Here is a 15,301-nt window from a genome sequence, read left to right as displayed (position 1 = left end):
ATTATTTTAAGGAAAGGCTGTATATTTTGTTTATTTATTATTTTCAGATAAATAAATGTAAAAGTTATCAAATATAAAATTTAAGTATTTGGTAGATATTATTGTATAATATATATTTGAAGATTGATTATAAAAAATACATATTTTTTTATTGTTAATTTTATAAATTATTAATAGAAAGTTAAAAAATACTTTGATTTGTATGAAATTTTTATAAATTAGTTTATATGTTAAAAAATAATTCAGACTATAAAAAAAATAAAACAAACAGAACGTTTGTTTTGAATAAAGTTTTTTGATATAATCTGTATTGGTATTTGTATAATTAAAAGTATAAATCAACCTATATATTCAAAATATAAAAATAAATTATTGGGATAAAATATGTATTTGTATATAATATAAATATAATCATAGTAAATTTTAAGATACTTTACTTATTGCGGAGGGAAAAATGGAAGAAAGAATAGAAAATAAAAAGCAATATGATGTTACAGCCTTAACCTCTTTAGAAAAATTAGAACCAGTAAGAATAAGACCAGGAATGTATATAGGATCTACTGGAACTAGAGGACTACATCATTGCATATGGGAGATAATGGATAATGCTATAGATGAAATATCTAATGGTTATGGTGACACAGCAACGGTTATGTTAAATAAAGATAACAGTGTGACAATAACAGATAATGGTAGAGGTATACCTACAGGAATACATCCAACTAAGAAAAAATCAGGGGTAGAGATGGTTTTTACTGAGCTTCATACAGGAAGTAAATTTGATAACTCAGTGTATAAAACATCAGGTGGACTTCATGGTGTAGGAGCTTCAGTAGTAAATGCTTTATGTGAATGGCTTGAAGTAGAGGTATATCAAAATGGTAATGTGTATTATCAAAGATTTGAATATATATTTGATAAAGAATTACAAAGAAAAATGCCAGGAACAGCTGTTGATAAATTAAAAATTATAGGTAGTACAAAAAAAACTGGTAGTAAAATTACTTTTAAACCAGATAAACAAGTCTTTTCTACTTTAGATTTTAAATTTGAAGTTATAGATGGAAGACTTCAAGAATTGGCATTTCAAAATAAAGGAATAACATTAAAAATTATAGATAATAGAAAAGAAGTTCCTGAAATAAAAGAATATCATTCAGAAAGAGGATTACTAGATTTTATAGATTACCTAAATGAAAGTAAAACTCCTCTTCATAAAGAAGCTGCTTTATTTGAGGGTGAAAAAGAAATAAAAGGAATAAAGATGTATGGAGAGATATGCTTCCAATTTACAGATTCTTCTACAGAGAATATAGCAAGTTATGTAAATAATATACCTACTACAGAAGCTGGAACTCATGAAACTGGTTTTAAAACCGGTATGACAAGGGCTTTTAAAGAGGGTGGAAAAAGATTAAATTTAATAAAAGATAAAGATTTTGATGGTGATGATTTAAGAGAAGGTATGACTGCTATAGTAAGGATAAAGATAACTAATCCAATGTTTGAAGGACAAACTAAAACTAAGCTTGGAAATAATGAAGCTTATACTATGATGAATGAGCTTTCTTATAACAAATTTTTAGAATGGATAGAAGACAACAAAAAAATAGCAACTTTAATCATAAATAATGCTTTATCTGCAGCAGCTAGAAGAGATAAAATAAAAAAAATAAATGATGCAGAAAAGAAAAAGATTGGAAAAGGAACAGCTCCACTAGCAGGGAAAATAGCTGTATGTACTTTGAAAAACAATAATTTTAGTGAGTTTATAGTTGTGGAAGGAGATTCCGCTGGAGGATCTGCAAAGCAAGCTAGAGATAGAAAATTCCAAACTATAATGCCATCTCGTGGTAAGATTATGAATACTGAAAAACAAAAAATAGAAAACGTATTAGGTAGTGAAGAGTTAAAAATATTTAATACAGCTGTTGGAACGGGAGTATTAGATAATTATAATGAAAAGGATCTAAGATATAATAAAATAATAATCCTAAGTGATGCGGATGTAGATGGATATCATATAAGAACTTTATGGATGACATATATTTATAGATATATGAGACCTCTAATTGCTAATGGACATTTGTATATAGCTATGCCACCTTTATATAAAGCTTATAAAAATATAAAATCAAAAGAAAAAGTTATTTATTGTTACGCAGAAGAGGAACTTAAAAAAGCAAAAAAAGAATTAGGTAAAAATACTTTAGTTCAAAGATATAAAGGGCTTGGTGAAATGAATCCAGACCAGCTTTGGGAGACTACTTTAAATCCAGAGACTAGAACACTTCAAAAAATTACTATAGAAGATGCAGCCAAAGCAGAAAAAATGGTTTCACTACTTATGGGTGATGTAGTAGGACCTAGAAAAAAATATTTATATAAATATGCAGAATTTTAAACATTACATATAGATGCGGAGGATTAAAAATGGCTAAAAAAATAAATATTCCTAAAGATACAAATATAGTACCATTTCCAATAGAAGAAGCTATGCCTGATAATTATCTTCCTTATGCTGTGGAAGTTGCAAAAGAGAGGGCTCTTCCAGATGTTAGAGATGGACTTAAGCCAGTTCAAAGAAGAATAGTATATGGGTCATATATGTTAAAAGCATTTCCAGATAAACCTTATTATAAATCAGCAAGAATAGTTGGAGATATTTTAGGTAAATATCATCCCCATGGTGATTCATCAGTATATGAAGCTATGGTAATTTTAGCGCAAGATTTTACTACAAGAGAGCCTTTAATAGATGGACATGGAAACTGGGGTAGTCAAGATGGGGACAGTGCTGCGGCAATGCGTTATACAGAAGCTAGACTTACACCAATTGCTACAGAACTTATACGAGATATAGATAAAAATGTAGTTAATATGGTAGATAACTATTCAGGTTCAGAGAAGGAACCAGAGGTTTTACCAGCTAGATATCCTAATATACTTGTAAATGGAAGTTTTGGAATAGCTGTAGGACTTGCAACTAATATTCCACCTCACAATTTAAAAGAGGTTATAGATGGAACTCTTGCATATATAGACAATAGAGATATAACAGTAAAAGAGCTTATGAAGTATATAAAAGGACCAGATCTTCCAACAGGTGGAATAATCATAGGTAACGAGGCATTAAAATCAGCTTATGAAACTGGAGAAGGAAAAGTTTCATTAAGAGCTAAAACATCAATAGAAGAATTAGAAAATGGAAGACTTGGTATTATTATAAGTGAATTTATATATAGAAAAAGTAAAGCAAAACTTCTTCAAACAATTTCTGAAATGACAGCAGATAAAAAGCATGCTAAAGCTTTGGAAAGTATCTCAGATATAAGAGATGAATCTGATAGAAATGGAATTAGAGCTGTAATAGAGTTTAAAAAGTCTATAGACAGAGATATGGTGGAAAAAGTACTGAAATATTTGTTCAAAAAGACAGAACTTCAAGTTAATATATCTTTTAATATGGTAGCTTTAGCAGATGGTAAACCTAAAACATTAAATTTAAAATCTATGCTTTATCATTATGTTAATCATCAAAAGGAAGTAGTTTATAGAAGGACTAAAACAGAACTTGATATTGCAAGTAGAAGATTTAATATAGTAGAAGGATTTATAAAAGCTATAGGAGTAATGGATGAAGTTATAAAAACTATAAGACAATCAAAATCTAAAAAAGATGCTAAAGCTAATCTTATGGATAAGTTTGGATTTAATGATATTCAAACAGATGCTATATTAGAACTTATGCTTTATAGATTAACAGGTCTTGAAATTAATGCTTTTGAAAAAGAGTATGCTAAACTTTCTAAACTTATAAAAAAATTAAATAAGATTTTAGAAAGTGAAAAAGAATTATTAAAGGTTATTAAAAAAGAACTTTTAGAAGTTAAAGATAAATATGGAAACGATAGAAAGACTGAAATAATAAAAAATGATGAAGAAGCCAAAATAGATGTAGAAGAAATTATTGTTGAAGAAGATGTAGTTATTACTATGTCAAAAGAAGGATTTATAAAGAGATTACCTTTAAAATCTTATAAAAGATCTAGTGGTAATGTAGAGGATATAGAATATAGAGAAGGGGATTGTAATAGATTTTTAATACATTCTAATACAAAAAATACTCTTTATATATTTACAGATAAGGGTAATATGTATCAAATGAAGGTAATAAATATACCAGAAGCTAAGTGGAAAGATAAGGGGCAGAGAATAGAAGAAATAATTAGAACATTAAAGCTTGATAAAGAAAATATAATTAAAATTTACTCTTTAGATGACTTAAGTGTTCAAAAAGATTTTATTCTTGTAACAAATAGTGGATTTATAAAGAAAACTTCTTTAGATAAATTTGATACTAATTATTCTAGACTTATGGCATTAAAGTTAAGAAAAGAAGAAACTCTTGTTAAGGTATTGCTTTTAGATAGAGAAAGAGAAGAAAAATTTATAAATATAACTACTTTAAAAGGATTAAATTTTACCATAGAAGAGCCGAATCTAGAAATTGTAGATAGAAATATAGTAGGAACTAAAATGTTTAATTTACTTCCACAAGATAAGGTTAGCGATTTTGAAATAGTTGATAAATTAGAATATAAAACTTTTTATATAAATATATCTAAAACAGGTATATTAAAAATTTCAAATGATTTTAGAAAGAGTAGTTATATTAGTTTGTTAAGTGATTCATCAAGTAATATACTAATATTTGATAAAAAAGGAATGGCTTATTCTGTGCCAGCTTATATGATTCAAGGACTGGATAAACAAGGAATAAAATTAGAAGATATTTTAGAAGAAAAAATATCAGTACTTAATGTTATTAGTACAAAAGATTTTAATGAAGATATTAGCTTATATTTCTTTACTAAAAAAGGACTTATAAAAAGAACTTTGCTTAAAGATATTAAAGGAGAGTATGGAAGTATTTTAGTTTATAAGTTTAAGGATTCAGAAGATGAGTTAATAGATATATTACATAAGGAAAATAAAGAAAATAAAAATGTAATTATGATAACTAAAAGATCTATGTGTATAAGGTTTAATCCAGATACGGTAAATCCTATGAGAAGATTAGCATCAGGAGTTACTGGAATAAGTCTTAAAGAATTTGATGATGTAGTTTGTTCTCTTTTAATAGATTGTGATAGCAATGATAAATTAGAGATATTAACTAAAGCAAAGGATAAGGAAATTATAAATGTAGAAGAAATAAAAGTTCAAAATAGAGCAGGTATAGGAAATAATCTTATGCCGTTACTTTTAAATGATTCTGTGGAAAAAGTTGAAAAGACAAAAAAATAAAATAAAAGAGGAGCTTAGATATGGATTTAAACGAAATATTTATAGAAAATCCCGTTATAGCTGCAATAAGAAATAAAGAAGATATAAAAAAATCTATACAAAGTAAGGCTAAAATATGTTTTGTTTTATTTGGTAATGTATTAAATATAGCAGATATATGTAGAATATTAAAAGAAGAAGGTAAAATAGTTTTTGTTCATATAGATATGATAGAAGGACTTAAAGCAGATTCAAGTGCAATGGAATTTTTGAAAAAATATGCAGGAATGCATGGTATAATAACTACTAAGTCATTTAATGTAAAGCATGCAAGAAAACTTGGACTTTTAGCTATACAAAGGGTGTTTATAGTAGACTCATTATCTTTAAAAACAGGAATAAAAAATATAATAGAAAATTCTCCAGCCGGTGTAGAAGTTATGCCAGGAGTAGCTAGCAAGATAATAAATAATATGAGACCTAAAATAAAAAATATTCCTATAATAGCAGGAGGCCTTATAAAAGATAAAAAGGATGTTATGGAAGCATTATCTGCAGGAGCAGTAGCAATATCTACAACTACTCATAAACTTTGGGATTGTTAAATTTAAAAATATTTATGAATATACCTGTAGATTTAAAAAAATATATTATAATTTTTTTAAAATTAAGTGAATAGTTTTTAAGAATAGATACTTTTGTTTTTTTAATATGCTTTATGAAAGGAGTATAGAATAAAATGAAAAAAGCAGTAGTTTTATTGGCAGATGGTTTTGAAGAAATAGAAGCTTTAACAGTAGTAGATGTTTTAAAAAGAGCAGATGTATGTTGTGATATGTGTTCTATAAAAGAAGATAAAGAAGTTCATGGTGCTCACAACATAAAAGTAAAATCAGATGTAAGCTTAAATGATATTGATTCAAAAGATTATGATGCAATAGTTATACCAGGAGGAATGCCTGGTAGCACTAATTTAAGAGATGACCAAAAGGTTATAGATCTTGTAAAAAGTTTCAATGATGATTATAAAATAGTTGCAGCAATATGTGCAGGACCTATAGTTTTAGGAAAAGCTAAAATTTTAAAGGGTAAAAAAGCTACTTCTTATCCAGGGTTTGAAAAAGAATTAGAAGGATCTATGTATAAAGAAGACTTAGTTGTGCAAGATGGAAACATTATAACTAGTAGAGGACCTGCAGTGGCTATATATTTTGCACTTAAAATACTAGAAAATTTAGTACCAGATAAAGAAAAAGTTTTAGAAGTAAAAAAAGGCATGCTTTTAGATTTAGTAGAAGATAATATGAATAAATAATATCTATAAAAAACTAACTTGATTTTTATTATCAAGTTAGTTTTTTCATTAATTTATAAATTTTTTAGTAGTAAATTTCTTAGGTTTATTTAAATACAAAAATCTTATTTATTAAAAAACTTATTATTCCTGTAGATATAGAAGCTATGAGAGCAGATATATTTGACCATATAATAGGTTTAAAATTGAAAAAATTGTGCATAGAAAGATTTGAGAGTATAAATGCATTAAGTATAGCGGTAACAGCTAATACAGAAATATATTTGAAATAAGAATTATTATTTGATTTAAAGGTAAACTTCTTATTCATGAAGTATCCATTAGTAGAGTATGCTATAAAAGATATAAATTTAAACAAGTAGTTTATATAACCTTTGTATATGCCAGTTATAATCCATAGTATATTTAAAATACCAAAATCAATTAATACATTTATTCCTCCTATCAAAGTATATTTTATAAATTGCATAAAATTATTTTTTTTAGACATATTTATACACCTCTTATATAAGATACATTTAAATAACTAATTAAATTATGTTATTTTTATATGGCTAAATTTAAATTATTTGGTTAAAAGAATTTAAATTTGTATATTTGAGTTTTGAAAAGTATACTTTAGGTAAAAAAGTATTTTAATAGGTTTAAGAATTATAGTTATTGTATTAAAAGTGATTTTTTATAGCAATGTATATTTTTAATCTGTTACAATAAAATAAAATACTAGAATATTATACCATATTTTGGAATTGATTTTTGCGAGAATGTAGATGATTTTAATAATAGTTTATAAGAAAAAGTTATGGAATAGTATTTTTTTAGATATTATACAGGTATTTTAAATAGTTAAGGAGAGTAGAATATGGAATTAGATATATTAAATAATGGTATAAAAGTTTTATATGAAAAAAGTACATCCAATGTAACTTCTATTTGTATAGGCTTTAATGGAGGAGCTATTGAAGAAGAAAATAAAAAGTTCCCTTTTGGAACAGCCCATGCTCTAGAGCATATGATTTCAAAAGGAACTATAAATAGAAATGAAAAAGAAATAAATGAATTATCTGATAGTATATTTGGATTTGAAAATGCTATGACAAATTATCCTTATGTAGTGTATTATGGAACTGTATTAAATGAAGATTTTATAAAAGCATTAGATTTTTATTCAGATATTTTAATAAATCCATCTTTCCCTGAAAAAGGTTTTAAAGAAGAAATGGATGTAATAAGTGAAGAATTAAGAGAATGGAAAGAAGATTTATATCAATACTCAGAAGATAAATTATTAAAAAATTCTTTTTATAAAAGAAGGATAAAAGAAAGAATTATAGGAAATGAAAATAGTATAAAAAATATAAGTTTAGAAACTATAAAAGAATTTTACAATAAATATTATACACCTGAAAATTGTACTATATCTATAGTTTCATCTCTTCATAAAGGAACTGTTATTGAATTAATAAAAGAATATTTTGAGGGCTTTGTTAAAGATTATACTGAAATTAATAAAGAGGAGTATGAGAGTATTACCTCTGGAATTTATAAAAATTATAAAAAAGGTATGGAAGGATGTAAAATATCTATTTTTTATCCTATACATGATTTAGATGAAATTGAAATTGACGCATTAAGAATATTTAATAATGAATTTGGTGTTGGAACAAGTAGTATATTGTTTGATGAAATAAGAACAAAAAATGGGTTAGCTTATGATGTAGGTAGTATAATAAAAAATGAGAGAGGAATTAAGCTTTATAAAATATATTTAGGAACCTCTAAAGAAAAAGCAGAAAGATGTATTGATATTATAAAGGAAAGCATAGAAAAGGCTAAAAAAATAGAAAATAATTTTACTGAGGAAAAAATAAGAAAAATATATAAAAGTATAAAACTTAGAAAAGAAATAAGACATGAAAGTTCTATAAGATTAGCTTTAGATATGACTACATATGAACTTATGTATAAAGGAGATAAAAATCTAGACAGATATTTAAGTAATATAGAAAAAATAGATGATAAATTAATACATAAAGTAATAAATAAAGTTTTTAAAGAAGGGTCTATAGAGATGCTTTTATAGTTTCTCTATTTAATTTTTAATATTTTTATTATAAAAAAAGCTTCTAATTCTTATATAAAGATTAGAAGCTCTTTTATAGAATTTTTACCTATAATTTAGTTTTTGTAACTATAAAAATATATTAAAAAATATAAAATATTCTTATAGAAATTAATTATATTGTTTTAAAAAATAATAAGATTTTAGAAGATAAACTATATTGTATTTTTTACATAACCTATGTAAATATTTTTTAGCTTTTTTTATGTCATTAGTTTCATAAAGTTTAAAGAAATTTACTTTTTCTTTTTCTGTAGCTTTGTTTTTTATATACCCATATACGTGAAGAAGTGTATTTTTGTAGTTTTTTTCATCTAAGGGTTTAAGCATACAAGAATCTATAAATTTATAAAAATTTATTCTTTTATTTTCTAAATTAGAATTAACTATTTTACTACACTCTTTATAGGACTTATAATTTTTTTCCATTAATATATATTTATATTTTGACCATTCCCTACAAAGAAAATTATGATCTTTTTTAAAATCTATATTTTTATTTGTACAGTGAATACACTTTATAGCTGATATTTCTTTATCTTTTACTTCAATCATTATATCAGGATTGAATTTTTTTATTTTATTATAATAGTCTAAAAAATTTTTTGTATATACAAAGTTAGAATGAGCTCCAAGTTTCTTATTTGTTGATTGGTCTGAGTAATGAAGCTTCATATTTCCATCATTAGAAGACCAAGTAGATTTTACATTTTCTAATATTTTTTCTATACTTTCTAATTTAACAGTTTTTTTATTTAAGTGATAATGTAAGTTATCAAATATAACAGGAATATTAATATTATTTGCTATATATAAAACTTCTTCTATGTTATAATTTCTTTCATCGTTTTCTATAGTTAAACGTTTTTTAGCTGAATCAGATAATCTTTTAAAATTATCTTGAAATCTTTTCATGGCAGATTTTTTATCTCCATAAACTCCTCCAACATGAAGTATAATTTTATTTGTATAATCTAAGTTAAGGGAATCTAGAAACTTAGTATGGTATTCTATATCTCTTATGCTATTTAAAACTATATTTTCAGAAGGAGAATTAAGAACAGTGTATTGGCCAGGATGCATAGATAGTCTTATATTATTTTCTTTTGCATATTTTTCACAAAGATTAAGTTCATCTTTAAAAAGATTCCACCAATCTATATCATTTATACTGTGGCTTCCAAAAGGAATTATATCTGAACTAATTCTAAACATATGTATGTTATTTTTTATATTATAATTTAATATTTTATATAAATCATCTATATTTTCTTTGGTTACTTTATAAAAATTTTTTTTATTAAAGTTTTTTAGTATAAATCTTCTTGAATTACTAGCTTTAATGGTAAGAGGAGTACAAGCGTATCCTATTTTCATTTTATCACCTACTTTAGAAAATTAAATAATATTTATTTTATTACATAACATATAATTATAGTGTATAAAAATATTAATATAATTTCTATTAAAACTATTAAATATGTTATTTGATTTTATTATTCCATTAAATTGATATCATATTAATTAATATGATATTTAGATAGAGTTTAAATATAAAGTTAATTATAGATTTATTTAAATCTTTCATAAGGGAGGAGGTAAAGGATTTAAATCCTTTAATTTAAAATGATTAATAGTTATGAAAAGTATAAAAAAGTTAGAGTTCATGCTCCTAGGTTCCCTCAAAATTTAGAATGGTTAGGTACAGAAAAAAATAACATTGATAATTTGAAAAATAGGATAATATTATTAGATTTTTGGACCTTTTGCTGTATAAATTGTATCCATGTTATGAATGATCTAAAGTATTTAGAAAATAAGTATAAAAATAAACTTCAAGTTATAGGTGTTCATTCACCTAAATTTGATCATGAAAAAAATAGCAAAGCAATTGTAGAAGCTATGAATAGATATAATATTACTCATCCTGTAGTTAATGATAAAAATAGGAAAGTATGGGATAGTTATACCGTAAGTGCATGGCCTACATTTATTTTGATAGATCCAGAAGGATATGCATTTACAATGGTATCCGGGGAAGGAAACAGAGATATTTTAGATAAAATAATAGGAGATACAATTGAATATTATGATGAAAAAATTAATTGGCCAGATGGATATATAAAAGTAGGAGAAGATATATCAAAAGGGGAATATTCCTATCCCTCTAAAATAGATATAAATGAAGATGGAAATATTGCTATAGCTGAAACTGGGAAAAATAGAATAGTAGTATTAGATGAAAATTTTAATAAGAGTTTTGTAATTGGAAGTGGTAACTATGGTTTTAAAGACGGAAAATTTGAAAAAGCAGAATTTAAATCACCACAAGGAGTAAAATTTTTGAAAAACGAAATATATGTAGCAGATACAGAAAATCATTTAATAAGAAAATGTAATATAAAAGATAGAAATGTTACTACTATAGCTGGAAATGGTGAAAAAGAATATAATCCAATTACAAAAGGAAAAGCTTTAGATGTAAGTTTAAATTCTCCTTGGGACATTGAGATAATAAAAGATAAAATGTATATAGCAATGGCAGGTAATCATCAAATATGGAGATTAGATTTAAGTAGTTTTGTAATTGAAAGTTATATTGGTACAGGTGAGGAAAATATAAGAGATGGAGGATATGATAAATGTCTTTTAGCTCAAACATCTTCTTTGTGTTATGATGGTGAAAATAGATTGTATTTTATTGACTCAGAAACAAGTTCTTTAAGATATGCAGATTTAAAAGAAAATACAGTAAGAACTTTAATAGGAAAAGGATTATTTTATTTCGGAAATAAGACTGGTAATCTCTATAATTCAACTTTTCAACATCCTTTAGGAGTTTCTTATAAAGATAAGATATTATATGTAGCAGATACTTATAATAATAGAGTAGTAAAAATAGATTTAGATAAAAAGAAAGTCTCTAATATACAAAAGAATTTAAATGAGCCTAGCGGATTAGATATTTATAATGATACTATATATGTTTGTGATACTAATAATGGAAGAATTTTAAATATACCTATAGATAAAAAGTTAATAGGAAAGAAAAAACTATGCACTGTAGGAAGTGATAAGTGTTAGATTTAAGATTAAAATTATATAGGGCACATTCAAATAAATAATTAGTCAGTATGCTAGTTTATTTTGTGAACTACTTCTTCCTTGGAATCTACTAATAGCATAACTATTAGCAAAGCCCAAGTTATTGTATTTTACAAAATATCCGTAGCATCTTTGACCGGTTATTTATTTTCATATGCCTAGATAAATATAAAAGCATATATAGATAAATATTTATATCAATATATGCTTTTATTTATATTAAAATAGATATTTATTTTAATATAAGTTTATAAATTAGAATAATACTCTTTAAGAAGGAGAGCATCCTTTTCTAGGATTGGGCTTTCGCAGATTATACATCCTTTTATATTAAAAGTTTTAAAGGCTTTAAGACAAGCTTTATAATTAAAATCACTATCATGGAATGGAAGATGATTTCTTTCACCTTTAGCTGTATAATTTATACCTGAAAGATGTATATGCATATCATCTAAAGCTTTTTGTCCTAAATTTTCTCCAACATAGTTTAGGATTTTTGCAAAATCTTCAAAGGTTTTTAAAGTTCCATTATATCTTGCATGAATATGAGAAAAATCAATACAAAGTTTACAAGTAGGAACTTCTTTACATAACCTTACAAGTTCTTTCAAGGATCCAAATTGGGTTCCTTTTCCTGTAGTTTCTAGTCTATAGTCTATTCCTATATCAGGCAATTTTTTTAGGTTTTCTAATATTGTATGAAAAGTTTCTTCTTTAGAGTCTTTTAGATAAAAACCAGGGTGGAATATTAAGCTTTTTCCTTCTACTTTTTTTAAACCTTCTGCACCTTTTATTATTCTTTCAAGAGATTTTTCTTGTTTTTCTTTATCATCTGCATTAAGATTTATAAAATAAGAACCATGTGCAGAGAGGTAAAATTTATTCTTATTTTTTTCTTCTAAAATTTCATCTTTGTTTTTAGAAGTTACATTTACAGAACGAACAAAAGGAAGTTCCATTGCATCTAGACCTATACTTTTAAGATGGGTAATTCCAGATTTATATTTAAATTTTTTTGATCCATCACCGATAGGTAATCCGGATATTCCAAATAGTAATTTATTCATTTTTAATACCGTATATAAAATTCTATAAACTTTTAATGTTTTTTAGTTTTATTTGAAGTTATTATGTATTAGTATATATTTTAAAAGTTTATTAGATATTTTGTAACGGTGTCACCACCTTTCTATATTAAATTATCAATTAACAGATATCAGATAACAATTGATTTATTATAAAATTAATAATTGATAGATTAGAATTATTAATTATTTAATTAACAATTAATGGATATAACATAACAATTTAAAATATAATTTATTGTTAAAAATCTTAATATTTATGAAGTTTTAGAAATCCTTAAAAATTTTAATAATAATTGTTATTTAATAATTGATAATTATTATTTGTTATATATATTATTATGAATAAGGAGACTTATAAAGTCAATAAAAAGTATTTATTCTTATTAGACAACAAATATTTGTTTATATATATAATTAAAAATAGTAAAATAAAAAATGGAGTTTTATTATAGATTTTGAATTTTAAAAGTAAAAATATAAATTAAATACACTATAAAAGGGGAAATAAATTTTGAAAAGAAAATGGATGCTTAAAAGGAAAAAAATAGATACTAAACTAATATCAAAATTGACTGGATTAAGCGAAATAACAATAAATATATTAGTAAATAGAGGGGTATATAAGCCAACAGATATTAAGAATTTTATAGATCCATCAATAGAAAATGTTTATGATTCATTTCTTATGAAAGACATGGATAAAGGAACTGAAATAATAAAAAAAGCTATAGATGAAAATAAAAACATAGTAGTTTATGGAGATTATGATGCAGATGGAGTAACTAGTACAGTAATTTTATATACTGCTTTAAAAGATTGTGGTGCTAATGTTAGTTATTATATACCAGATAGGAAAAACGAAGGCTATGGTATGTGCACTGAAAGAGTAGAAAAATTAAAAAAGGATGGGGTAGAAGTTATACTTACCTGTGATAATGGAATATCTGCAATAGATGCTATAAAAAAAGCAAAAGAGCTTGGAATGACTGTAATAGTTACAGATCATCATGAACTTCCTTTTAATGAGAATGAAGGTAATAGAGAGTATATAGTTCCAGATGCAGATGCAATAGTTAATCCTAAACAAAAAGAATGTAAGTATCCATTTGAAATGCTTTGTGGCGCAGGTATTGCACTTAAATTTGCAAAGGTTATATATGAAAAAATAAAAGGAGATTTTTCAAAATATTTAGAGTTAGTTCAGTTTGCAGCTATAGGTACTATATGTGATGTAGTTGATTTAAAAGATGAAAATAGAATAATAGCTAAAACTGGTTTAGAATATATAAACAATACAAAGAATATAGGATTAAATGCTTTAATAAAGGAGATAGGGTTAGAAGAAAAAGTTATAAAATCATATCATATAGGATTTATGATAGGCCCTTGTATAAATGCTACTGGAAGATTAGAGACTGCATCTATTTCAGCAGAATTATTTTTATGTAAGGATAAAGAAAAAGCGAAGGTATTAGCTAGAAAACTGAAAGAATTAAATAACGAAAGACAAAAAATGACTAGTGAAAGTGTGGAAGAGACAATTGAATTGATTGAGAATTCTTCTTTAAAAGAGGATAAAATTTTAGTTGTGTATAACAAAGATATAGATGAAAGTATAGCAGGAATTGTAGCTGGAAGAATAAAAGAAAAATATAATTTACCAACTATAATTATAACGAAGGGTAAAGATATGCCAAAAGGATCAGGACGATCAATAGAAGGATATAATTTATTTGAAGAGCTCATAAAGTGTAAAGAATGTATATATAAATTTGGTGGACATCCTATGGCTGCAGGCCTTACCATTGAAGAAAAAAATATAGATAAGTTAAGAAAAAATCTAAATTCTAATTGTAAGTTAAAAAGAGAAGAATTTATTCCGAAAATAAGAATAGACAAAAGAGTACCACTTAAAGCTATAAATATGGATTTAATAAAAGAACTAGAGTATTTAGAACCTTTTGGAAAAGAAAATCCTAGTCCTATAATGGCAGAAAAAAATATAAAAGTTGAGGGAATAAAGATATTAGGTAAAGATGAAAATACTTTAAAAATTATATGTAAGGTACCACAAAGTAATAAAAGAATTAATGCTTTAGGATTTGGTATAGGAAAAGAATTTTTAGAAGAAATGAAGGATATCTATGGAATAAGATATAAAGAAATAGTTGAAAATCCTTGGAATAATCCATTAGATGTAGATCTTATATATTATCCTCAGATAAATGAATTTAATGGTTTTACTTCTACTCAATTAAAGATAATAGATTATAGGATAAATGAAAATAATTAAATAAAAATAGAGATTAGGCATATAAAAATAAAATTTTGATTTATATTAGGGTGAGATACAAATTTTAGACAAATAAATTGTAATAACAT

The 15,301-nt window shown here is 24.8% G+C and carries 10 protein-coding genes; 7 read left to right on the top strand and 3 right to left on the bottom strand.

From position 1 onward, the window contains the following. The first annotated feature begins 454 nt into the window (after positions 1 to 454). From ABDZ71_RS17440 to ABDZ71_RS17425, 4 genes are all read left to right on the top strand, one after another. Positions 455 to 2,404 carry a DNA gyrase/topoisomerase IV subunit B gene (locus ABDZ71_RS17440; RefSeq protein ID WP_343763728.1) on the top strand — a complete coding sequence of 650 codons (1,950 nt, stop codon included), beginning with the start codon at positions 455 to 457 and terminating at the stop codon, positions 2,402 to 2,404. A gap of 29 nt (positions 2,405 to 2,433) precedes the next feature. After that, entirely contained in the window at positions 2,434 to 5,310 is a 2,877-nt protein-coding gene (locus tag ABDZ71_RS17435) for a DNA topoisomerase IV subunit A (RefSeq protein ID WP_343763725.1), read from the top strand. A 20-nt stretch (positions 5,311 to 5,330) separates the two neighbouring features. After that, a complete protein-coding gene (locus ABDZ71_RS17430) occupies positions 5,331 to 5,894 on the top strand; it encodes a glycerol-3-phosphate responsive antiterminator (RefSeq protein WP_343763722.1) in 564 nt (187 codons plus the stop codon). Positions 5,895 to 6,028: 134 nt separating this feature from the next. Further along, entirely contained in the window at positions 6,029 to 6,604 is a 576-nt protein-coding gene (locus tag ABDZ71_RS17425; protein ID WP_343763720.1) for a DJ-1 family glyoxalase III, read from the top strand. Between the two features lie 85 nt (positions 6,605 to 6,689). Here the strand turns inward: ABDZ71_RS17425 and ABDZ71_RS17420 are convergent, their stop codons facing one another. Then, the gene (locus ABDZ71_RS17420; protein WP_343763717.1) at positions 6,690 to 7,094 is read right to left on the bottom strand and encodes a GtrA family protein; all 405 of its coding nucleotides are present in this window, start codon (positions 7,092 to 7,094) and stop codon (positions 6,690 to 6,692) included. A 372-nt stretch (positions 7,095 to 7,466) separates the two neighbouring features. On the opposite strand from ABDZ71_RS17420, the gene ABDZ71_RS17415 reads away from it, so the two are divergent. Next, positions 7,467 to 8,687, top strand: a complete 1,221-nt coding sequence (locus tag ABDZ71_RS17415; RefSeq protein WP_343763714.1) for a M16 family metallopeptidase — start codon at positions 7,467 to 7,469, stop codon at positions 8,685 to 8,687. 150 nt (positions 8,688 to 8,837) lie between these two features. On the opposite strand, the gene uvsE is transcribed toward ABDZ71_RS17415, so the two are convergent. Beyond that, positions 8,838 to 10,103 (bottom strand): UV DNA damage repair endonuclease UvsE, encoded by a 1,266-nt coding sequence (gene uvsE / locus ABDZ71_RS17410; RefSeq protein ID WP_343763711.1) that lies wholly within the window; start codon positions 10,101 to 10,103, stop codon positions 8,838 to 8,840. Between the two features lie 249 nt (positions 10,104 to 10,352). On the opposite strand from uvsE, the gene ABDZ71_RS17405 reads away from it, so the two are divergent. Further along, positions 10,353 to 11,810 carry a thioredoxin-like domain-containing protein gene (locus ABDZ71_RS17405; protein WP_343763708.1) on the top strand — a complete coding sequence of 486 codons (1,458 nt, stop codon included), beginning with the start codon at positions 10,353 to 10,355 and terminating at the stop codon, positions 11,808 to 11,810. A gap of 269 nt (positions 11,811 to 12,079) precedes the next feature. Here the strand turns inward: ABDZ71_RS17405 and ABDZ71_RS17400 are convergent, their stop codons facing one another. Then, positions 12,080 to 12,898 carry a TIM barrel protein gene (locus tag ABDZ71_RS17400; protein ID WP_343763705.1) on the bottom strand — a complete coding sequence of 273 codons (819 nt, stop codon included), beginning with the start codon at positions 12,896 to 12,898 and terminating at the stop codon, positions 12,080 to 12,082. A gap of 532 nt (positions 12,899 to 13,430) precedes the next feature. Between ABDZ71_RS17400 and recJ the strand changes: the two genes are divergently transcribed. Further along, positions 13,431 to 15,212, top strand: a complete 1,782-nt coding sequence (gene recJ, locus ABDZ71_RS17395) for a single-stranded-DNA-specific exonuclease RecJ (protein ID WP_343763702.1) — start codon at positions 13,431 to 13,433, stop codon at positions 15,210 to 15,212. The last annotated feature ends 89 nt before the right edge of the window (positions 15,213 to 15,301 follow it).

Source organism: Clostridium oceanicum, assembly GCF_039521385.1.
GTDB classification, from domain to species: domain Bacteria; phylum Bacillota; class Clostridia; order Clostridiales; family Clostridiaceae; genus Clostridium_F; species Clostridium_F oceanicum.
The sequence above is the reverse complement of the archived record's forward strand: the minus strand, read 5'-3'. Positions and strand labels throughout refer to the sequence as shown.

Coding starts and splice junctions, on each gene's coding strand:
- ABDZ71_RS17440 (WP_343763728.1), top strand. CDS start 455: ATGGAAGAAAGAATAGAAAATAAAAAGCAATATGATGTTACAGCCTTA.
- ABDZ71_RS17435 (WP_343763725.1), top strand. CDS start 2,434: ATGGCTAAAAAAATAAATATTCCTAAAGATACAAATATAGTACCATTT.
- ABDZ71_RS17430 (WP_343763722.1), top strand. CDS start 5,331: ATGGATTTAAACGAAATATTTATAGAAAATCCCGTTATAGCTGCAATA.
- ABDZ71_RS17425 (WP_343763720.1), top strand. CDS start 6,029: ATGAAAAAAGCAGTAGTTTTATTGGCAGATGGTTTTGAAGAAATAGAA.
- ABDZ71_RS17420 (WP_343763717.1), bottom strand. CDS start 7,094: ATGTCTAAAAAAAATAATTTTATGCAATTTATAAAATATACTTTGATA.
- ABDZ71_RS17415 (WP_343763714.1), top strand. CDS start 7,467: ATGGAATTAGATATATTAAATAATGGTATAAAAGTTTTATATGAAAAA.
- uvsE (WP_343763711.1), bottom strand. CDS start 10,103: ATGAAAATAGGATACGCTTGTACTCCTCTTACCATTAAAGCTAGTAAT.
- ABDZ71_RS17405 (WP_343763708.1), top strand. CDS start 10,353: ATGATTAATAGTTATGAAAAGTATAAAAAAGTTAGAGTTCATGCTCCT.
- ABDZ71_RS17400 (WP_343763705.1), bottom strand. CDS start 12,898: ATGAATAAATTACTATTTGGAATATCCGGATTACCTATCGGTGATGGA.